The following is a 21,205-nucleotide window of genomic DNA, read 5'->3' as shown; positions in this document are numbered from 1 at the left end:
TCCTACATTGGCTTTGTGTTCACCGCAGACCCTGTAGGAGTGAGCCTGCTCGCGAAGAGGCCAGTAGCAGCACCGTGTAAAAGGATCTGCCCATGTTCTCCAGGCTCATTTTATTCAGCGCATGTGTGCTTTTAACCCCGTTCAGTTGGGCGGCCCCGCAACCGGCGTTAACGGTCTACGGCGAACCCGCCAAATACGCCCCCGACTTCCAGCACCTGGCCTACGCCAACCCCGACGCGCCGAAGGGCGGCAGCCTGCGCCGTTCTTCGCTGGAAAGCGGCCCGTTCGATCACCTGATTCCTTACACCGACAAAGGCACCGGCGTGGCCGATATCGATGGCTGGCTCTACGCGCCACTGGCCTATCGCAGCAAGGACGAGCCCTACAGCGTCTACGGTCTGGTGGCGCAGCAGATGGAGCTGGATCCGGATCGCCGCTGGATCCGCTTCTATCTGAACCCGAAGGCACGCTTCGACGACGGCATGCCGATCACTGCCGAAGACGTGCGCTACACCTTCAACCTGTTCATCACCCAGGGCAGCCTCAAATACCGTCAGCAGTTTCGCGATGTCGCCGAGGTTGTCGTGGAGTCGCCGACGCAAGTGCGCTTCCTCTTCAAGAACAACGACAGCCGCACCTTGCCGCTGGACCTGGCGACACTGCCGGTGCTGCCCGAACATTGGTGGCGGACTCGTGATTTCGCCGAGGGCGGCGGTTTCGAGATTCCGCCGGGCAGCGGCCCGTATCGCATCAGCGCGGTAGATGCCGGGCGCAGCGTGAAATTCCAAAGGGTGCAGGACTGGTGGGCCAAGGATCTGCCGATCACCCGTGGGCTGTACAACTTCGATCAGTTAAGCGTGGAGTTCTTCGCCGACACCGACGTGTCGCGGCAGGTGCTCAAGGCCGGCGGCTTCGATTACAACCGCGAGTTCTCCGCCACCAGTTTCACCATCGGTTACGCGGGCGCTGCACTCGAGCAAGGCAAATTGCTTCGTGAACATCTCGCACCCGGTGCTGCGCAAGGCGCGCAGGGCTTTGTGTTCAACCTGCAAAAACCGCTGTTTCAGGATCGCCGGGTGCGTCAGGCCATCGCCATGCTTTGGGATTTCGAATGGAGCAACCGGCAAATGATGCGCAGCATGTACCTGCGTCAGCGCAGCTTCTTCTCCCACAGCGCACTGGCGGCCACCGCGTTGCCGGATGCCGAAGAGCTGAAGATTCTTGAGCCGTTGCGCGGAAAGATTCCCGATGAAGTGTTCACCACGGTGTTTGAAGCACCGAAAACCGACGGCAGTGGCAATATCCGCGCGGAACAATTGCAGGCGCTGAAACTGCTGGAGGCCGCTGGCTGGAAACCTCAGGGCGATCAGTTGGTGAACGCCAATGGCGAGCCGCTGCACTTCACGTTTCTCAATGGCCAGAAAGGTTTCGAACGGCTGTTGTTACCGTTCAAACGCAACCTGGCGCAGATCGGCATCGGCTTCGATATTCGCCAGGTCGACACCGCGCAATACACCAACCGCGTGCGCAATCGCGACTACGACATGATCGTCGCCGGTTACCCGGTGAGTCAGGCGCCGGGGCGCGAGATGTTCAATTACTTCGGCTCCGATGGCGCCGCTGATCCCGGCTCGAACAATTACATGGTGCTGCGCGATCCGGCCGTCGACGCACTGCTCGAAGGGCTGGTGCAGGCCGACAATCGCCAGAGTCTGCTGCGCCATGCTCATGCACTGGATCGGGTGTTGCAGTGGGGCTATTACTGGGTGCCCAACTATTACCCGCCGGGGATTTCCACGGTGTGGTGGAACCGCTTCGGCCGACCGGCGATTGCGCCGCTGTACGACGCCGGTCTCGACACGTGGTGGGAAATCAGCCCGACCGCACTGACCACAACGCAGATGCACAAGGAGTACGGCCATGTGGGGTTATAGCCTGCGGCGTTTACTGCTGATCGTGCCGACCTTGCTGGCGATCCTGCTGGTCAATTTTGTCATCGTGCAAGCCGCGCCCGGTGGCCCGGTCGAGCAGGCCATTGCACGCTTGCAGGGAATTGGCGTCGGCGCGGCAGTGGGCTCCAGCCATGTAGAAACGATCGGTGGCGAATCCCGCGCGACCCGAGGGCTGGACCCGAAACTGGTGGCTGATATCGAGCGTCAATACGGCTTCGATAAACCCGCCAGCGAGCGCTTGTGGCTGATGCTCAAAAGCTATGCGCAACTGGATTTCGGTCAGAGTTTCTTTCGCGGTGCCAGCGTCACGGAACTGATCTGGCAGAAGCTGCCGGTGACCTTGTCGCTGGGCTTGTGGGCGACGCTGATCACTTATCTGGTGTCGATTCCGCTGGGCATTCGCAAAGCCGTGCACAACGGCTCGGCGTTCGATGTCTGGAGCAGCGTGGCGATCATCATCGGTTATGCGCTGCCGGGATTTCTCTTTGCGCTGCTGCTGATCGTGGTGTTTGCCGGTGGCACGGCGCTGGACTGGTTTCCGGTGCGCGGGCTGGTCTCGGACAACTTCGCTGAACTGTCGCCGTGGGCCAAGGTGGCCGACTATTTCTGGCACTTGGTGCTGCCGGTGATTGCCCTGGTTATCGGCGGTTGTGCCACGTTGACGATCCTCACCAAGAACAGTTTTCTCAACGAGATCTCACGGCTGTACGTGGTCACAGCGCGTGCCAAGGGACTGAGTGAACGGCAGGTGTTGTACGGCCATGTGTTTCGCAACGCGATGCTGTTGGTCGTCGCCGGTTTGCCGCAAGCGTTGGTGACGGTGTTTTTCGGCGGCTCGTTGCTGATCGAAGTGATCTTTTCCCTCGATGGTCTCGGTCGCCTGAGCTACGAAGCGGCAGTCGCGCGCGACTATCCGGTGGTGTTCGGCTCGCTGTTTATCTTCACCTTGTTTGGCCTGCTGATAAAACTGCTCGGCGACCTTTGTTACACGCTGGTTGACCCGCGTATCGACTTCACCGCGAGGGCTGCCTGATGCTGACGTTATCTCCAATCGGCCAGCGCCGCTGGGCGCGGTTCAAGGCGCATCGGCGCGGCTGGTGGTCGTTGTGGCTGTTTCTTGCGCTGTTCGGCCTGAGCCTCGGCGGTGAGTTGGTGGCCAATGACAAACCGCTACTGGTGACGTATCAGGGCGAATGGTATTTCCCGGCGTTCAAGCGCTACACCGAGCAGGACTTTGGCGGTGAACTGCCGTTTCAACCGGACTATCGCAGCGCGCAGGTGCGGCAATTAATCGAGGGGCAGGGCGGGCGGATGTGGTTTGCGCCGATTCCGTTCGCGTTCGACACGGTCAATTATGACCTGACGGAACCGGCACCGAGTCCGCCCAGTAGCGAGAACTGGCTGGGCACTGATGATCAGGCGCGCGATGTGCTGGCGCGGGTGATTTTCGGCACACGTGTATCGCTGCTGTTTGCCTTGGCGCTGACGGCGGCGAGTGCAGTGATTGGCATCGCTGCCGGCGCGTTGCAGGGTTACTACGGCGGTTGGGTCGACTTGATCGGTCAGCGCCTGCTGGAGGTCTGGTCGGGGCTGCCGGTGTTGTACCTGCTGATCATTCTGTCCGGGTTCGTCGAGCCGAATTTCTGGTGGTTGCTGGGGATCATGGCGCTGTTTTCCTGGTTGAGCCTGGTCGATGTGGTGCGGGCCGAGTTCCTGCGCAGTCGCGGTCTGGAATATGTGAAAGCAGCGCGGGCGCTGGGTGTCGGCGATGCGCAAGTGATCGTTCGGCACATCCTGCCCAATGCCATGAGCGCAACGCTGACTTATCTGCCGTTCATTCTCACTGGAGCAATCGCAACCTTGTCCGCGCTGGATTTTCTCGGTTTCGGCATGCCGGCCGGCAGCGCGTCGTTGGGCGAGTTGATCGGTCAGGGCAAGAGCAATCTGCAAGCGCCGTGGCTGGGCTTGACCGCTTTCTTTGCCTTGGCGCTGATCCTTTCATTGCTGGTATTCATCGGCGAGGCCTGCCGCGATGCGTTTGATCCGAGGACTTGAGATGCCTGAACATCTGATCGAAATACGTGACCTGCGTGTCGCGTTCAATGGCCAAGCCGTGGTGCACGGCATCGACCTTGATATCCGCCCCGGCGAGTGTCTGGCGCTGGTTGGAGAATCCGGCTCCGGTAAATCGGTGACGGCGCATAGCATTCTGCAATTGCTTGACCCGGCCATCACGCGAATTGATGGCAGCATTCGTTATGCTGGCGAGGAACTGCTCGGCGTGCATGAGCGCTATCTGCGGCAACTGCGGGGCAACCGCATCGCGATGATTTTTCAGGAGCCGATGAGTTCACTGAATCCTTTGCACACGATTGAGCGGCAACTGGGCGAAAGCCTGGCGCTGCACAAGGGACTGGCCGGGGCGGCGGCGCGCCAGCGAATTGTGCAGTTGCTCGAACTGGTGGGTATTCAGCGCCCGCGCGAACGGCTCAAGGCCTATCCGCATCAACTCTCGGGCGGTCAGCGACAACGGGTGATGATCGCCATGGCGCTGGCCTGCGAGCCGCAGTTACTGATTGCCGACGAACCGACTACAGCGCTGGACGTAACCGTGCAACGCAAGATTCTGCTGTTGCTCAAGGAGTTGCAAGAACGGCTGGGCATGGCGCTGTTGATCATCAGTCATGATCTGAATCTGGTGCGAAACATCGCTCAGCGGGTGGCGGTCATGCGCGGCGGGGTGATTGTCGAACAGGCGTCGTGTGAACAGTTGTTCAGTTCGCCGCAACATCCTTACAGCATCGAATTGCTCAACGCTGAACCGGGTGGCGAAGCGTTGTGCCGGGAGCCCGCCGAGGATTTGCTGGAGGTGCGTGATCTCAATGTACGCTTTCGTTTGGGCGGCGGATGGCTGCGCGCGAAGTCGTACTTGCACGCGGTCAATGGCATTGATTTGAATCTTCAGCGCGGCAAGACCTTGGGTATCGTCGGCGAATCCGGTTCCGGCAAATCGACGTTGGGCCAGGCGATTCTACGGTTGATCGATGCCCAGGGCAGCATCCGCTTTCAGGGCGAGGCGCTGGAGCACTTGAGCGGCAAACAACTCCGGCCACTGCGCAAACGCCTGCAAGTGGTGTTTCAGGATCCGTTTGGCAGCCTCAGTCCGCGCCTGTGTGTGGAGCAGATCATCGCTGAAGGTTTACAGGTGCACAGCGATTTGACCGCCAGCGAGCGCGAGAGCGCAGTGATCGATGTGCTGCGTGAAGTCGGCCTCGATCCGGCTACTCGCCATCGCTATCCCCACGAGTTTTCCGGCGGGCAGCGGCAACGCATCGCGATTGCCCGGGCGCTGGTACTCAAGCCCGACTTGATCCTGCTGGATGAACCGACGTCGGCACTGGATCGCACGGTGCAGAAGCAGATCGTGGCTTTGCTGCGGCGTTTGCAGGCGGAACACGGCTTGACCTATCTGTTCATCAGCCACGATCTGGCGGTGGTGCGCGCGTTGGCCCATGACTTGATTGTGATGAAGGAAGGTGAAGTGGTGGAGCGTGGCGAGACGAATGCGCTGTTTCATGCCGCGCAGCATTCGTATACCCGGGAGCTACTAGCCGCGTCATACACCGGGTAACCCTGTAGGAGCTGTCGAGTGAAACGAGGCTGCGATCTTTTGACTTTGCGTTCTAAAAAACCAGATCAAAAGATCGCAGCGTGCCGCAGCTCCTACAGGGCCGAAACGCAAGAATCCCGCCACAGGGGGCGGGATTCTTGTGTCACTGAACGTCGCTATTACGACGGGAACAGCTCGGACAGTTTCATCGACAGCATCATGTCGCCTTCAACGCGCAGCTTGCCGCCCATGAAAGCCTGCATGCCGTCGGTTTCGCCGCTGACGATACCTTTCAGGGTTTCGCTGTCCAGCACCAGCGTGCAGTTGGCGTCCGGGTTTTCGCCTTCCTGGATGTCGCAGGTGCCGTCTTTGACGATCAGCGAGTACTGCTTGTCTTCGTCAGTGATGTTGAAACCGAAGACCAGATCCAGACCGGCAGCAGCGGCTGGGTTGAACTTGGCTTGCATTGCTTTTACGGCATCGGCTACGGAGGTCATGGTTCGATCCTTTCTTGGATAATAGGAGCTGGTTGATTACAGCAAGGTTCACAGTTAACCGGACTCAACGGAAAGTGATGAGTTCCGGAGCCTTCAACAGCTGCAGATGCGCATGACTGTTGAAGGAGGCCAAAGCCACCTCGCGACCGCGGAACTTCAGCTGGTTGAGCGAGGTGTTGACGATTTGCCAGTTCAATTCAAAGGCCTGTTTCGCAGGCATTTGCGTAATGAGGTGGAGCAGGGCAGTGATGGTGCCGCCGGAGGTGAACACGGCGATTTTCTGATTTTTATCGGCCAGATCGAGTATCCGCTGCAGCCCGGCCTGAACCCGTTCGACGAAACCCAGCCAGCTTTCCAGCCCCGGCGTGTCGTAAGTGCCGGCCAGCCAGCGCTCGATGATCAGGGCGAAAATGCGTTGGAATTCACCACGGTTCTGCGCTGCGTTGCGCAGGATGTCGAGAGCTTCCGGCTCGTCTGCCAGCATGTCCGGGAGCAGGGCACGGATCACCGCGTCGGCATCGAACTCGTTGAAGGCGGAATCGGTTTCCAGCGTCGGTACCGGCAAACCTTTGGCGGCGAATTGCGCCAGCGCGCTGGTGGCCGTGTGCTGCTGGCGACGCAGGTCACCGGCGAGGCAGCGATCGAAGTTGATACCCAGTTCAGCAAGGTGCTGACCGAGGATTTCTGCCTGGTGCACACCGGTCGGCGACAGGACGTCATAGTCGTCTGCACCAAAGGAGGCCTGGCCATGTCGAATCAAGTAGATGCTGCCCACGTCCGCGTCATCCCGGTACGTTGAAGGTTGTGGCGAGGTTATGAGGATGACGGGTAGCTGTCAATGAAAAAACATACGCTTGTTTGAAATGCCCGTTACAGGGGTGTTGCCAGAGGTTTCACGGCTGGCCGACAAGCCGGCGCATGGGTATGCTGGAGCCATCCCGCGTGTGCCTCACATCCGCGCATCGTTTAAGGAGTCTCTGTGGAGTTTTTCACCGAATACGCCAGCTTCCTGGCCAAGACCGTCACCCTGGTGATCGCCATTCTGGTGGTACTTGCCAGTTTTGCTGCATTGCGCAGCAAGGGCCGGCGCAAATCGGCCGGTCAGTTGCAGGTCAGCAAACTCAATGATTTCTACAAAGGCCTGCGTGAGCGCCTGGAGCAGACCTTGCTCGACAAGGATCAGCTCAAAGCTTTGCGCAAGGGCGAGGCCAAGTCCGAGAAAAGCGCGAAGAAGCAGAAGAAACAACCCGAAGCCAAGTCCCGCGTATTCGTCCTCGATTTCGACGGCGACATCAAAGCCTCGGCCACCGAGAGCCTGCGCCACGAAATCACTGCGCTACTGACTCTCGCCACGCCAAAAGACGAAGTGGTCCTGCGTCTGGAAAGCGGTGGCGGCATGGTCCACAGTTACGGGCTGGCATCGTCACAATTGGCGCGGATCCGTGAAGCCGGCGTGCCGTTGACGGTGTGTATCGACAAGGTTGCGGCCAGCGGCGGCTACATGATGGCGTGCATCGGCGAGAAGATCATCAGTGCACCGTTTGCGATTCTCGGCTCGATCGGCGTGGTCGCTCAACTGCCCAACGTCAACCGCTTGCTGAAGAAGCACGACATCGACTTTGAAGTCCTCACCGCCGGCGAGTACAAACGCACCCTGACCGTGTTTGGCGAAAACACCGAGAAGGGCCGCGAGAAGTTTCAGGAAGACCTCGACATCACCCATCAACTGTTCAAGAACTTCGTCGCCCGCTACCGCCCGCAACTGGCTATCGATGATGTGGCCACCGGTGAAGTCTGGCTCGGCGTCGCGGCGCTGGATAAGCAACTGGTCGATGAGCTCAAGACCAGTGATGAATACCTGGCAGACCGGGCCAAAAAGGCTGAGGTCTATCACCTGCACTACGCCGAGCGCAAAAGCTTGCAGGAGCGTATCGGCATGGCCGCCAGCGGCTCGGTCGACCGCGTACTGCTGAGCTGGTGGAGTCGCCTGACCCAGCAGCGCTTCTGGTAACTCGAACAGGCATAAAAAAACGCCGGTCACATGACCGGCGTTTTTTTGTCCGCGCTAAACCTGAAGACTTAGCGGCGACGGAACAGCGGCAGCGGTTCGTCAGTGGCAGCCTGATAGGTCACCGAGAAGTCCTTGAGGCCTTCCAGCGCTTCGTACGGGTCTTTGTCCGCGCGAATGGCAAAGGCATCAAAACCGCAGCGATGCATGTAGAACAGCTGATCGCGCAGCACATCGCCAATCGCCCGCAATTCACCTTTGAAACCGTAACGGTCGCGCAGCAGGCGGGCGTTGGAGTAGTTGCGGCCGTCAGTGAACGCCGGGAAGTTCAGGGCAATCACCTGAAACTCGGCGACGTCTTCACCGATTTCTTCGGCTTCTTCGTCGGCGTCCAGCCAGACACCCAGGCCACCGTCGCGGGCCTTGAGCATGCGGCTGTGTTCGCGCCACAGTTGCAGGGGAACGATCAAGTCGTCGCAGTTGCTGATCTCGTCGATGTTGAAATCCTTGGGCAGCAAGTGCCAGGTTTCGTCGACGACCTCGTTGTTTTTAATGATTCGCTGCATAGACGCGTTCCTTGAAGAGGTCGATGCCAATACGCTGGTAGGTGTCGATGAAGCGCTCGTCTTCGGTACGTTGTTCAACGTACACGTCGATCAGCTTCGAGATCACGTCAGGCATGGCTTCCTGAGCGAAGGACGGGCCGAGGATCTTGCCCAGGCTCGCATCACGGCTGGCGCTGCCGCCGAGAGAGACCTGATAGAACTCTTCACCTTTCTTGTCGACGCCGAGGATGCCGATGTGGCCGACGTGGTGGTGACCGCAGGCGTTCATGCAACCGGAGATGTTCAGGTCCAGCTCGCCGATGTCGAACAGGTAATCGAGGTCGTCGAAGCGGCGCTGGATCGATTCGGCGATCGGGATCGACTTGGCGTTGGCCAGCGAGCAGAAATCACCGCCAGGGCAGCAGATGATGTCGGTCAGCAGGCCGATGTTCGGCGTGGCGAAACCGCCTTCACGCAATTCGCCCCAGAGGGTGAACAACTGGCTTTGCTCGACGTCGGCCAGAATGATGTTCTGCTCGTGCGAGGTGCGCAGTTGACCGAAGCTGTAGCGGTCGGCCAGATCGGCGACGGCATCGAGCTGCTTGTCAGTGATGTCGCCCGGGGCAACGCCGGTCGGCTTCAGCGACAGGGTCACGGCGACATAACCCGGCTTCTTGTGCGCCAGGGTGTTGCGGGTACGCCAGCGGGCGAAACCCGGATGCTCTTTGTCCAGCTCGGCCAGTTGCGCAGTCTGGTTGTCCAGCGCCTTGTAGTCCGGATCGACGAAGTGCTTGGCGACACGCTGCAGTTCGGCGTCGGTCAGTGTGGTCTGGCCACCGCGCAGGTGTTCCATTTCCGCATCGACTTTCTGTGCGAACACTTCAGGCGTGAGGGCTTTGACGAGGATCTTGATCCGCGCCTTGTATTTGTTGTCGCGACGACCGTAGCGGTTGTACACGCGCAGGATCGCGTCGAGGTAGCTCAACAGGTCCTGCCATGGCAGGAATTCGTTGATGAACGCGCCAACCACTGGCGTACGGCCGAGGCCGCCACCCACCAGCACACGGAAACCCAGTTCGCCAGCGGCGTTGTGCACCGGCTCAAGGCCGATGTCATGGACTTCAATGGCGGCACGGTCAGCGGTCGAACCGTTGACGGCAATCTTGAATTTACGCGGCAGGTAGGCGAATTCCGGGTGGAATGTAGTCCACTGACGGACGATTTCGCACCATGGGCGCGGGTCGATCACTTCGTCGGCAGCGACGCCGGCGAACTGGTCGGTAGTGACGTTGCGCAGGCAGTTGCCGCTGGTCTGGATCGCGTGCATCTGCACGGTGGCCAGTTCAGCCAGAATGTCCGGGATGTCTTCCACCGCCGGCCAGTTGAACTGCACGTTCTGCCGCGTACTGATGTGGGCGTAGCCCTTGTCGTAGTCGCGGGCAATCTTGGCCATCATGCGCGTCTGACGCGAAGTCAGCTGGCCGTAAGGCACCGCCACACGCAACATCGGCGCGAAACGCTGGATGTACAGGCCATTTTGCAGGCGCAGGGGGCGGAATTCTTCTTCGCTCAGCTCACCTGCCAGATAGCGTCGGGTCTGATCACGGAACTGCTTGACGCGGTCCTCGATGATCCGCTGATCGTACTCGTCGTATACGTACATATAAGTCCTGTTCTCAGGCTTGGGCCATTCGGAGTAGCACTGCGTTTTCGCTTGCTGTAGTCCGATTGTGCCTCTGCAATTCTGCGCGCACGGCCGCGCACTCCCTAACGGAGCCGGGGCAATATACCCGTTTGCAGTTATGCGCAAAAGTGATGTTTGAGTATATGTAAAGAACCAAATCGCCTAACGAGAACGACTGTCAAGTAATCCACATTTGTCGTGCGGACAATCATCGTCTTAACTGTGGTCGAGTCTTTCTGCAATCACCGATAAAACCGACAAGAGGCGATGCAATGAGCAACCCGACCAAGGCAAGAAAAAGCGACAGCAGTGTCGATGCGTGGGCCATTTTGTTCCTGATCATTCTCGTAGTAGGGACAGCGGTATTCTGGGTCAGCCATCAGTAAACGACCGATCCGGGCCTCGCTTGCGACAGATTGTCGGACAAAAAGCGGGATCAGGCGTCAATAGCCGATGAAACGAGGGCTATAATGCGCGGCCATTTTTCGTTGGGCCCGGATGCTTCATGTTCAAGTTTTTCCATATCAGTCTTCTGTTGTTCGGCGCACTGTTCCAGAGCAGCGCGCGGGCAGAGTCTGTACTGTTTTTGAATCCGGGTTCGACGCAGGAAGCGTTCTGGGTCAGCTATTCGCAATTCATGCAGGCGGCCGCTCAGGATCTGGGTATCGACCTGCAGATCCTCTATTCCCAACGCCAGCCCGAACTGACCCTCGCTCAGGCGCGCCTCGCATTACAGGGGCCGAATCGTCCCGAGTACCTGATTTTCGTCAACGAACAATACGTCGCCCCGCAAATCCTGCGCCTGGCGCAGAACAGCGGTGTGAAGCTGTTTATGGTCAACGCCGCACTGACGGCTGACCAGCAGGCCATGGTTGGCGAGCGTGACGACCGCATTGGCAGCCTGGTGCCGAACGACGAGGAGGGCGGTTACTTGATGATGAAGGAGCTGATTCGCCTGCACCCGTCGACGCCAGGCACTGAGCCGATTGAGGTGTTGGCGTTCTCCGGGCTGAAGGTCACGCCCTCGGCGCAATTACGCGAGCGCGGCATGCAGCGGGCGCTGGCCGAACATCCACAGATTCGCCTGCGGCAATTGGTCTACAGCGGCTGGACCCAAGAGCGCGCCTATGAACAGGCCAAACAGCTGTTCGCCCGTTACCCGAAGGTGTCGCTGGTGTGGTCGGCCAATGATGAAATGGCTTTCGGTGCGATGCGTGCATACGCCGAGACCGGCAAAGTCCCCGGCAAAGATGCCTTGTTCAGTGCGGTCAACACCTCCCCGGCGGCTTTGCAGGCGCTGGTTGACGGGCGCCTGAGCGCACTGGTCGGCGGGCATTTCACCCTTGGCGGCTGGGCGTTGGTCGAGTTGCATGACGTGGAGCAGGGCGTCGATTTGAATCGCTACGGCGGCCGTGATCGGCAGATTCCGTTGCTGCAACTGATCGACAAACGTCACGCCCGGCAAATGCTGGCCATGGGTGAGTCGCCGAACTACGGAGTAAATTTCCGCAAGCTCTCAGCCAAAGGGCAACCGGCGTCGTATCGCTACCCGTTCACCTTGCAAACCCTGATGCGCTGAACGCGTCAGACCCCGGCGAAGTGCAGCACCAGTTTGACGATGGCAAACAGCGTCAACGCGAAGATGGCGGTGAACAGAATCCCCAGCATCACGAAATGGCTGGGCTTGCCATGGGTGAAGTCCCTTGCCCGATTCTTGCCGCTCTGCACCCCGAACGCCGCCGCCATCACGCTGTGCAGCATCTGCCAGAAGGTCGGCGGTTTGTTGTCGACTGGATCGTCCATAAATCCCTCGTCTGCCGTGTGTGTCAGACAAGCATAGCCAACCCTTTCAAGGGCACCGCAAAACAAATGTGGGAGCGAGCCTGCTCGCGAAGAGGCCATCAGCTTCAACATGAGTGTTGGCTGATAGACCGCTTTCGCGAGCAGGCTCGCTCCCACAGGGTGATGCGTTGAAGCTGGACTAGTTGTCGTAACCCAGGTTCGGCGCCAGCCAGCGCTCGGTCACGCTCAACTCCTGGCCTTTGCGCGAGGTGTAGCTGGCGACCTGATCCTTGTCGACCTTGCCCACCGCAAAGTACTGCGCCTGCGGATGGGCGAAGTACCAGCCGCTGACGGCGGCGGCCGGGAACATCGCGTAGTGTTCGGTGAGGAACACGCCGCTGCGACCGGCGCGCATCTCTTCAGCTTCCGGATCGAGCAGGGCGAACAACGCCGCCTTCTCCGTGTGATCCGGGCACGCCGGGTAACCCGGAGCAGGGCGGATGCCGCTGTATTGCTCTTTGATCAGCGCGTCGTTGTCGAGGGTTTCGTCCTTGGCATAGCCCCAGTGTTCTTTACGCACTTGCTGGTGCAGCCATTCGGCGCAAGCCTCGGCCAAACGGTCGGCCAAGGCTTTGACCATGATCGAGTTGTAGTCGTCGCCCGCGTCCTGATAAGCCTTGGCGACTTCTTCGGCGCCAATGCCGGCGGTGGTGATGAAACCGCCGACGTAATCGGTCACTTCGCTGTCCTTCGGCGCTACGAAGTCGGCCAGCGAGAAGTTTGGTTTGCCGTCGGTCTTGATGATCTGCTGACGCAAGTGATGCAGCTTGGCCAATGGCTGGCCGTCATCGCCGTACAGCTCGATGTCGTCGTCATGCACCTGATTGGCCGGCCAGAAACCGAACACCGCACGGGCGCTGATCAGCTTCTCGTCGATCAGCTTGGCGAGCATTTCCTGCGCGTCCTTGTACAGCGCGGTGGCGGCTTCACCGACCACTTCGTCTTCGAGGATGCGCGGGAACTTGCCGGCCAGATCCCAAGAGATAAAGAACGGCGTCCAGTCGATGTATTCGGCCAGAACCTTGAGATCAATGTTGTCCAGCACCTTGCTGCCGGTGAAGGTCGGTTTGACCGGCTCATAAGTCGCCCAGTCGAACTGCGGCTTCTTGGCGATGGCCGCTGCGTAGCTCAGGCGCTCGGTGCGGGCGCTGCGGTTGGCGGTGCGTTCGCGTACATCGACGTATTCCAGGCGCGTCTTCTCGACGAAACCGGCCTTCAATTCTTTCGACAGCAACTGTGTGGCAACGCCCACCGCGCGGGAGGCGTCGGTCACGTAAACCACCGCATCGTTGCTGTACTTCGGCTCGATCTTCACCGCGGTGTGCGCTTTGGAGGTGGTCGCGCCACCGATCATCAGCGGCAGGTGGAAATCCTGACGCTGCATCTCGCGAGCAACGTGGACCATTTCATCCAGCGACGGCGTGATCAGGCCGGAGAGGCCGATGATGTCGCACTTCTGCTCTTTGGCCACCTGCAGAATCTTCTCTGCCGGCACCATCACGCCGAGGTCGACGATGTCATAGCCGTTGCAACCGAGTACCACGCCGACGATGTTCTTGCCGATGTCATGCACGTCGCCTTTCACGGTCGCCATGAGGATCTTGCCCTTGGCTTCTGGCTTGTCGCCCTTTTCCAGTTCGATGAACGGGATCAAGTGCGCCACGGCCTGCTTCATCACGCGGGCGGATTTCACCACTTGCGGCAGGAACATTTTGCCGGCGCCGAACAGGTCGCCGACGATGTTCATGCCCGACATCAGCGGGCCTTCGATCACTTCGATCGGGCGCGCGAACGACTGACGGGATTCTTCGGTGTCTTCAACGATGTGCGTGGTGATGCCTTTGACCAGCGCATGTTCCAGACGCTTGTTGACCTCCCAGTTGCGCCACTCTTCGGTCTCGGCTTCCTTGACGCTGCCGTCGCCCTTGTACTTGTCGGCGATGGCGAGGAGGGCGTCGGTGCCTTCCGGCGTGCGGTTGAGGATCACGTCTTCAACGGCGTCGCGCAGCTCCTGCGGGATCTGGTCGTAGATCTCCAGTTGACCGGCGTTGACGATGCCCATGGTCAGGCCGGCGCGGATTGCGTAGAGCAGGAACACCGAGTGGATCGCCTCACGCACCGGGTTGTTGCCCCGGAACGAGAACGACACGTTGGACACGCCGCCCGAGGTCAGCGCATACGGCAGCTCGTCGCGGATGTAGGCGCAGGCGTTGATGAAGTCCACCGCGTAGTTGTTGTGTTCTTCGATGCCAGTGGCGACGGCGAAGATGTTCGGGTCGAAGATGATGTCTTCCGGCGGGAAGCCGACTTCGTTGACCAGAATGTCGTAGGAGCGTTTGCAGATTTCTTTCTTGCGCGCTTCGGTGTCGGCCTGGCCGGCTTCGTCGAACGCCATCACCACTACGGCCGCGCCGTAGCGCTTGCACAGTTTGGCGTGGTGGATGAACTGCTCGACGCCTTCTTTCATGCTGATCGAGTTGACGATGCCCTTGCCCTGAATGCACTTGAGGCCGGCTTCGATCACTTCCCATTTAGAGGAGTCGATCATGATTGGCACACGGGAGATGTCCGGTTCACCGGCGATCAGATTGAGGAAGGTCACCATGGCCTTCTTCGAATCGAGCATGCCTTCGTCCATGTTGATGTCGATCACCTGCGCGCCGGCCTCGACCTGTTGCAGGGCGACTTCCAGCGCTTCGGTGTAGTTGTCTTCACGGATCAGCCGGGCGAATTTCGCCGAGCCGGTGATGTTGGTGCGCTCGCCGACGTTAACGAACAGCGAGTTGCGATCGATGGTGAACGGCTCCAGACCCGAGAGGCGGCACGCCTTGGGAATGTCCGGAATCTGCCGCGGCGCGTAACCGGCGACGGCTTTGGCGATGGCTTCGATGTGCCCCGGTGTGGTGCCGCAGCAGCCGCCGACGATATTGAGGAAGCCGCTCTGGGCGAATTCTTCGATGACCTTGGCGGTTTCCGACGGCAGTTCGTCGTACTCGCCGAATTCGTTCGGCAGGCCGGCGTTCGGGTGCGCGGAAACGTGGGTGCTGGCCTTGTTCGACAGCTCTTCAAGGTACGGGCGCAATTCACTGGCGCCGAGCGCGCAGTTGAGGCCGACGGAAATCGGCTTGGCGTGCGCCACCGAGTTCCAGAACGCTTCGGTGGTCTGCCCCGACAGGGTACGGCCGGAGGCGTCGGTGATGGTCCCGGAAATCATGATCGGCAGTTCGATGTGCAGCTCTTCGAACACGCCTTGCACAGCGAAGATCGCCGCTTTGGCGTTGAGGGTGTCGAAAATGGTTTCGATCAGGATCAGGTCGGCGCCGCCCTCGATCAGGCCTTTGGTGGCTTCGGTGTAGTTCTCCACCAGTTCATCAAAGGTGACGTTGCGGTAGCCAGGGTTGTTGACGTCCGGCGACAGCGAGCAGGTGCGGCTGGTCGGGCCGAGTACGCCGGCAACGAAACGCGGCTTGGCCGGGTTCTCGGCGGTCTTGGCGTCGGCGACCTTGCGCGCCAGACGTGCGCCTTCTACGTTTAGTTCGTAGGCCAGTTCTTCCATGCCGTAGTCGGCCATGGAAATGCGCGTGGCGTTGAAGGTGTTGGTTTCGAGGATGTCGGCGCCGGCATCCAGATAGGCTTTTTCGATCCCGCCGATCACGTCCGGACGGGTGATCACCAGCAGGTCGTTGTTGCCCTTGACGTCACTCGGCCAGTCCGCGAAGCGTTTGCCGCGATAATCCTGCTCTTCGAGCTTGTAGCTCTGGATCATCGTGCCCATACCGCCATCGAGTATCAGGATGCGCTCTTTGAGGGCTTGCTTGAGAGCTTGAAGGCGGACGCTGCGATCGGACATTTGAACCACTCGGAAAGACCATTACGAAGGAGCGGGATCATAGCAAACCTGTGCGCTTTTGGAGCATACGGGGCTTTTTCATGAATATCGCTCATGTTGGTGCGGGCGTCATACTGTAGAATCGCGGCGGTTTTTTACAATCGGGATCAGCAGCATGTCTTACCGCGTCATTGGTTTTGTGTTGCTGTTTCTCAGCTGGGGCGCCGTGGCGCAAGAGCCAGAGACTGTGCCGGCCATTTCTCAGTCGATTTCGTACGCCCGCGACATCCAGCCAATCTTCACCGAGAAGTGCGTGGCCTGCCATGCGTGCTACGACTCTGCCTGTCAGCTCAACCTGGGCAGCGGCGAGGGCGCGGCCCGTGGCGCCAGCAAGATGCCGGTTTACGATGGCGAGCGCACCCAGGCGGCACCAACCACTCGGCTGTTTTACGACGCCTTCGGTAAACGTGCCTGGCAGCAGAAAGACTTCTATTCGGTGCTCGATGCGCAGGGCAGTCAGGCGGCGCTGATGGCGCGCATGCTCGAGCTCGGGCACAAGACGCCGTTGACGCCCAACGCCAAACTCCCGGAAGAGATTGTGCTGGGCCTGAACCGCGAGAACATGTGCTCGCTGCCCGCCGAGTTCGAAGGTTATGCCGGTGCGCATCCGAAAGAAGGCATGCCGCTGGCGGTGACCGGGCTGACCGATCAGCAATATCAGACGCTGCAGCGCTGGCTGGCCTCGGGCGCGCCGATTGACGAACAAGGCCTGGCGCCGAGCGCGAAAGAGGCGCTGCAAATCGTCCAGTGGGAAAACCTGCTCAACGCTCCCGGCGCACGGCAAAGTCTGGTCGGCCGCTGGTTGTACGAGCACTGGTATCTCGCGCACATCTTCTTCAAGGATGGCGAGCCGGGGCATTACTTCCAGTGGGTGCGTTCGCGTACACCGAGCGGGCAGCCGATCGACCTTATCGCCACTCGCCGCCCGAACGACGATCCGGGCACTCAGGTGTATTACCGTTTGTGGCCGGTGCGGGGTGTGATCGTGCATAAAACCCACATCACCTATCCGCTGAGCGCGGCGAAGATGGCGCGGGTGAAAAGCCTGTTTTACAGCGGCAACTGGCAGGTCAATGCCTTGCCGGGTTACGGCCCGCAGAGCCGTGCCAATCCCTTCGCGACGTTCGAAGCGATTCCGGCGCAGGCGCGTTACCAGTTCATGCTCGACAACGCCGAATACTTCGTCCGCACGTTTATTCGCGGCCCGGTGTGCCGTGGACAGATTGCGACCGACGTGATCCGCGACAACTTCTGGGCACTGTTCCAGGCACCGGAACACGACCTCTATATCACCGACCCGAACTATCGCGGCCAGGCCACGCCGCTGTTGGCCATGCCGGGGCAGAACGACGATGTCGGCAGCGTGTTGAGCCTGTGGCGCAACTACCGCGACAAGCGCAATGAATATGAGGCTCTGCGCCGCGACAGCTACGCGGATCTCCCCGCGCCGAGCTGGTCGACCCTGTGGGCCGGCAACGACAACGCCTTGCTGAGCATTTTTCGCCACTTCGACAGCGCTTCGGTGACCAAAGGCCTGATTGGCGAGGTGCCGCAGACGATGTGGCTGTTTGACTATCCGCTGCTGGAACGCACCTATTACCAGTTGGCGGTCAACTTCGATGTGTTCGGCAACGTCTCCCATCAGGCGCAAACCCGTCTGTATTTCGACCTGATCCGCAACGGCGCCGAGCAGAACTTCCTGCGCCTGATGCCCGCTGATTCGCGCGAAGACTATCTCGACGATTGGTACCAGAGCGGTGGCCAGTTCAAGATGTGGCTCGATTACGAGGCGATTGACGACGATAAGCCGACCGCGTTGAAGCTCGATGAGAAAGACCCGAAACACGACTTCGCCATGCAATTACTGGCACGTTACGGCGATCTCAATGCGCGGCCCGATCCGATCAACCGTTGCGACGGCGCTTATTGCTCGCGGCCGAATATCGACCCGGCGCTGCAAAATGCCGAGCAGGCGTTGAGTCGCCTGACTTCGCGCCCGGCGGCCGGTTTGAAGGTGATTGATCAGCTCCCGGAAGCGACGATGCTGCGCATTGAAACCGCCAGCGGCAAACGCGAGGTCTACAGCCTGTTGCGCAACCGCGCCCATAGCAATGTGGCGTTCCTGCTGGGTGAGTCGCTGCGCTATCAACCGGGGCTGGACACGCTGACCATTTACCCGGGCGTGCTCAGCAGTTATCCGAACTTCATCTTTAATGTCCCGGCCGATCAGGTGCCGGCGTTTGTCGATGCAATGGAAAACGCCAAGGATGCCAATCGCTTTGAGAAAATCGTCGAACGGTGGGGGATCCGTCGCAGTCATCCGCAATTCTGGTTCTATTTCCACGATTTGAGTCAGTACATCCACGAAACCGATCCGGTGGAAGAGGGTGTACTGGACATGAACCGCTACGAGAATCTTTGATCGATTCAGATTGGCTTGCTGTCCCAACTTCAAGCAACACCGCAAAACCCTGTAGGAGCTGTCGAGTGAAACGAGGCTGCGATCTTTTGATCTTTAAAAATCAAGATCAAAAGATCGCAGCGTGCCGCAGCTCCTACGGGGATTGAGGTGAATTTGAGGGTGTGATCGGGAGCAGGTGATGTTGATTTCAGTGCAAGCCCTGCGTGCGCTTGCCGCGTGGACGGTGGTCTGCCACCACTTCATGCAGATTTTCTTCGACTTCCAGGCGCGAGGGCCTATCGGGCAGCTGTTCATCGACAAGGGCGCGGTAGGCGTCGATATCTTCTTCGTCATCAGCGGTCTGGTGATTTTCCTCTCGACCGAGAACAAACCGCTGCCGCCCGCGCGTTTTCTGTTGTATCGGCTGTTTCGCATCGTCCCGGCGTATTGGTTGTACACGCTGTTGATGGCGCTGCTGGTGGTGTTCGCCCAGCCGTTGCTGCCGGATCAGTCTGTGGACTGGAGCCATTTGCTGCTGTCGTTGCTGTTCATTCCGACTGAGAACCCCGGCGGCTACGGCCTCTATCCGACGCTGAATGTCGGCTGGACGCTGAATTACGAAATCCTGTTTTACGTGTTGTTCGCCTGGGCGTTGCTGTTCCGTCTGCAGGTGCGCCTGCTGGTAGTCGCGGCGCTGCTGTTTGCGGTGAGTCAGGCCTGGACCGGGTTTGGCTGGATCAGCGAGTTTTATCGTTCGGACATTGTTTATGAGTTTCTGCTGGGGATTGGCATCGGCATGCTCTATCGCCGGGGCTGGATTGGCCCGGGTTTCTGGCTGCCGCTGACCGCGATTGGCGCTGCGTTGCTGACGATCTATCAGTTGGCACCGGCGCCGAGGTTGCTCAACTGGGGCGTACCGAGTGCGCTGCTGGTGATGTCGTGTATTTCCCTTGAGCGTTATGTCGAGCGCAGCCGGGTCCTGAAACTGCTCGGCGATTGCTCGTATTCGGTGTATCTGATGCACGTTCTGGTGCTGTCGGCTGGCGGTTATCTGGCCCGGCGCTACGGCATCAACCCGTATTTGATGTTTGTCGTGTGTGCGCTGGCCATCGGCGTCGGCTCCTGGTTGAGCTACGAATGGGTGGAGAAACGCAGCTATCGCTGGCTCAAGGCGCGGATCGACGGCGGGGCGGACGAGAATCTTTCCCGACAAAAATACTAGGACTTTGTCCGGCGCAACGATTGGCGTAAACTGCGCCCAAGCCTGCGAGGAGTTTCCATGACCGCTATTACCATTACCGACGCCGCCCACGATTACCTGGCTGATCTGCTCTCCAAGCAGAACACCCCGGGCATCGGCATCCGCGTCTTTATCACCCAGCCTGGCACCCAGTACGCCGAAACCTGCATTGCCTACTGCAAGCCGGGCGAAGAAAAACCTGAAGACACCGCGCTGGGGCTGAAAAGCTTCACCGCGTATATCGATCACTTCAGCGAAGCGTTTCTCGATGACGCCGTCGTCGACTATGCCACCGACCGCATGGGCGGCCAGCTGACCATCAAGGCGCCAAACGCCAAAGTACCGATGGTCAACGCCGACAGCCCGGTCAACGAGCGCATCAACTATTACCTGCAAACCGAAATCAACCCGGGGCTGGCCAGCCACGGCGGTCAGGTCAGCCTGATCGATGTGGTTGAAGACGGCATCGCCGTTCTGCAGTTCGGTGGTGGTTGCCAGGGCTGCGGGCAGGCGGACGTGACCTTGAAGGAAGGCATCGAGCGCACCTTGCTCGAGCGCATCCCTGAACTGAAGGGCGTTCGCGACGTGACCGACCACACGCAGAAAGAAAACGCCTACTACTAAGGTGTTCGCTGCGGACATGAAAAACGGCGCCCCGTGAGCGCCGTTTTTTTATGGGTGAGTTTTTTATGGATGAAATGTACTGACGCCTTCGCGAGCAGGCTCGCTCCCACATTTGATCGCATTCCAAATGTGGGAGCGAGCCTGCTCGCGAAGGGGCCTTCATGGGCGATAGAGGTGAGCATGCCCGGCGCGATACAGCGATGACTCGCTGAACACCTCACTGCCCAAAACGCGCCCAACCAAAATCAACGCCGTACGCCGAAACCCTTTGGCCTCGACCTTCCCGGCAATATCCGCCAGCGTCCCCACCACCCAATCCTGGTCCGGCCACGTCGCCCGGTGAATCACCGCAATCGGGCAGTCGGCGCCGTAATGCGGCAGCAGTTCCGCCAGAATCTTGTCCAGATGATTGACCCCCAGATGAATCGCCATGGTCGCGCCGTGCTGCGCCAGACTGCCGAGCTCTTCGCCTGCCGGCATGGCGGTCTTGTCGGCGTAGCGGGTCAGAATCACGCTTTGCGACACGTCCGGCAGGGTCAGTTCCGCGCCGAGCAACGCGGCACAGGCTGCCGTTGCCGTCACTCCCGGGATGATTTCGAACGGGATATTCAACTCACGCAGATAGCGAATCTGCTCACCAATCGCGCCATACAGGCTCGGATCACCGGAATGCACCCGCGCCACATCCTGACCCTTGGCATGCGCGGTCTTGATCAGTTCGATGATCTGTTCCAGATGCAATTCAGCGCTGTTGACCACCGTTTCGGCTTGATGGCCGTCGAGCACTGCCGCCGGCACCAGTGAACCTGCGTAGATAATCACCGGGCAACTGCGGATCAGCCGCTGGCCTTTGACGGTGATCAATTCCGGGTCGCCGGGGCCGGCGCCGATGAAGTAGACGGTCATCGTTGAA

The 21,205-nt window shown here is 59.7% G+C and carries 16 protein-coding genes; 9 read left to right on the top strand and 7 right to left on the bottom strand.

From position 1 onward, the window contains the following. Window positions 1-92: 92 nt before the first annotated feature. From CKW17_RS18890 to CKW17_RS18875, 4 genes are read left to right on the top strand one after another with little or no spacing between them, the layout of a single operon-like run. The gene (locus CKW17_RS18890) at window positions 93-1,934 is read left to right on the top strand and encodes an extracellular solute-binding protein (protein ID WP_095120989.1); all 1,842 of its coding nucleotides are present in this window, start codon (window positions 93-95) and stop codon (window positions 1,932-1,934) included. Continuing rightward, window positions 1,921-2,985: a microcin C ABC transporter permease YejB gene (locus CKW17_RS18885; RefSeq protein ID WP_095120988.1), complete on the top strand. Its 1,065-nt coding sequence runs from the start codon at window positions 1,921-1,923 to the stop codon at window positions 2,983-2,985. Before CKW17_RS18890 ends, CKW17_RS18885 begins: the two co-directional genes overlap by 14 nt. After that, the gene (locus tag CKW17_RS18880; protein WP_095120987.1) at window positions 2,985-4,007 is read left to right on the top strand and encodes an ABC transporter permease; all 1,023 of its coding nucleotides are present in this window, start codon (window positions 2,985-2,987) and stop codon (window positions 4,005-4,007) included. Before CKW17_RS18885 ends, CKW17_RS18880 begins: the two co-directional genes overlap by 1 nt. Before the next feature lies 1 nt (window position 4,008). Then, window positions 4,009-5,583 carry an ABC transporter ATP-binding protein gene (locus tag CKW17_RS18875; protein WP_095120986.1) on the top strand — a complete coding sequence of 525 codons (1,575 nt, stop codon included), beginning with the start codon at window positions 4,009-4,011 and terminating at the stop codon, window positions 5,581-5,583. 158 nt (window positions 5,584-5,741) lie between these two features. On the opposite strand, the gene CKW17_RS18870 is transcribed toward CKW17_RS18875, so the two are convergent. Together CKW17_RS18870 and CKW17_RS18865 are read right to left on the bottom strand one after the other, a co-directional pair. Continuing rightward, the gene (locus tag CKW17_RS18870; protein WP_007912567.1) at window positions 5,742-6,059 is read right to left on the bottom strand and encodes an SCP2 sterol-binding domain-containing protein; all 318 of its coding nucleotides are present in this window, start codon (window positions 6,057-6,059) and stop codon (window positions 5,742-5,744) included. Between the two features lie 64 nt (window positions 6,060-6,123). Continuing rightward, entirely contained in the window at window positions 6,124-6,834 is a 711-nt protein-coding gene (locus tag CKW17_RS18865) for a histidine phosphatase family protein (RefSeq protein WP_095120985.1), read from the bottom strand. A 204-nt stretch (window positions 6,835-7,038) separates the two neighbouring features. Here CKW17_RS18865 and sohB point away from each other — a divergent pair, with 204 nt between their 5' ends. Further along, window positions 7,039-8,070, top strand: coding sequence for a protease SohB (gene sohB, locus CKW17_RS18860; protein WP_077573155.1), 1,032 nt, complete (start codon window positions 7,039-7,041; stop codon window positions 8,068-8,070). Window positions 8,071-8,138: 68 nt separating this feature from the next. Here sohB and CKW17_RS18855 read toward each other — a convergent pair whose 3' ends face one another. Then, window positions 8,139-8,633 carry a DUF934 domain-containing protein gene (locus tag CKW17_RS18855; RefSeq protein ID WP_038368934.1) on the bottom strand — a complete coding sequence of 165 codons (495 nt, stop codon included), beginning with the start codon at window positions 8,631-8,633 and terminating at the stop codon, window positions 8,139-8,141. Further along, window positions 8,617-10,275, bottom strand: a complete 1,659-nt coding sequence (locus CKW17_RS18850) for a nitrite/sulfite reductase (protein WP_007912574.1) — start codon at window positions 10,273-10,275, stop codon at window positions 8,617-8,619. The genes CKW17_RS18855 and CKW17_RS18850 overlap by 17 nt, the downstream gene beginning before the upstream one ends. A 526-nt stretch (window positions 10,276-10,801) precedes the next feature. Here CKW17_RS18850 and CKW17_RS18845 point away from each other — a divergent pair. Continuing rightward, a complete protein-coding gene (locus tag CKW17_RS18845; RefSeq protein ID WP_095120984.1) occupies window positions 10,802-11,875 on the top strand; it encodes an ABC transporter substrate-binding protein in 1,074 nt (357 codons plus the stop codon). Between the two features lie 5 nt (window positions 11,876-11,880). Here CKW17_RS18845 and CKW17_RS18840 read toward each other — a convergent pair whose 3' ends face one another. Together CKW17_RS18840 and metH are read right to left on the bottom strand one after the other, a co-directional pair. Continuing rightward, window positions 11,881-12,099: a DUF2970 domain-containing protein gene (locus CKW17_RS18840; protein WP_095120983.1), complete on the bottom strand. Its 219-nt coding sequence runs from the start codon at window positions 12,097-12,099 to the stop codon at window positions 11,881-11,883. A 178-nt stretch (window positions 12,100-12,277) separates the two neighbouring features. After that, the gene (gene metH / locus CKW17_RS18835; RefSeq protein WP_095120982.1) at window positions 12,278-15,988 is read right to left on the bottom strand and encodes a methionine synthase; all 3,711 of its coding nucleotides are present in this window, start codon (window positions 15,986-15,988) and stop codon (window positions 12,278-12,280) included. A 154-nt stretch (window positions 15,989-16,142) separates the two neighbouring features. Between metH and CKW17_RS18830 the strand changes: the two genes are divergently transcribed. From CKW17_RS18830 to nfuA, 3 genes are all read left to right on the top strand, one after another. Further along, a complete protein-coding gene (locus tag CKW17_RS18830; protein WP_095120981.1) occupies window positions 16,143-18,449 on the top strand; it encodes a fatty acid cis/trans isomerase in 2,307 nt (768 codons plus the stop codon). A gap of 178 nt (window positions 18,450-18,627) precedes the next feature. Beyond that, on the top strand, window positions 18,628-19,650 hold the full coding sequence (locus CKW17_RS18825) for an acyltransferase (RefSeq protein ID WP_095120980.1): 1,023 nt from the start codon (window positions 18,628-18,630) through the stop codon (window positions 19,648-19,650). A 57-nt stretch (window positions 19,651-19,707) separates the two neighbouring features. Then, complete coding sequence (gene nfuA / locus CKW17_RS18820) at window positions 19,708-20,292, top strand: Fe-S biogenesis protein NfuA (RefSeq protein WP_007912592.1); 585 nt, start codon at window positions 19,708-19,710, stop codon at window positions 20,290-20,292. 159 nt (window positions 20,293-20,451) lie between these two features. On the opposite strand, the gene cobM is transcribed toward nfuA, so the two are convergent. Beyond that, window positions 20,452-21,198 (bottom strand): precorrin-4 C(11)-methyltransferase, encoded by a 747-nt coding sequence (gene cobM, locus CKW17_RS18815; RefSeq protein ID WP_095120979.1) that lies wholly within the window; start codon window positions 21,196-21,198, stop codon window positions 20,452-20,454. Window positions 21,199-21,205 lie beyond the last annotated feature (7 nt).

This window comes from Pseudomonas sp. Irchel s3f10, assembly GCF_900187515.1.
GTDB lineage: Bacteria > Pseudomonadota > Gammaproteobacteria > Pseudomonadales > Pseudomonadaceae > Aquipseudomonas > Aquipseudomonas tensinigenes.
This window is presented reverse-complemented; position numbering and strand designations above follow the sequence as displayed.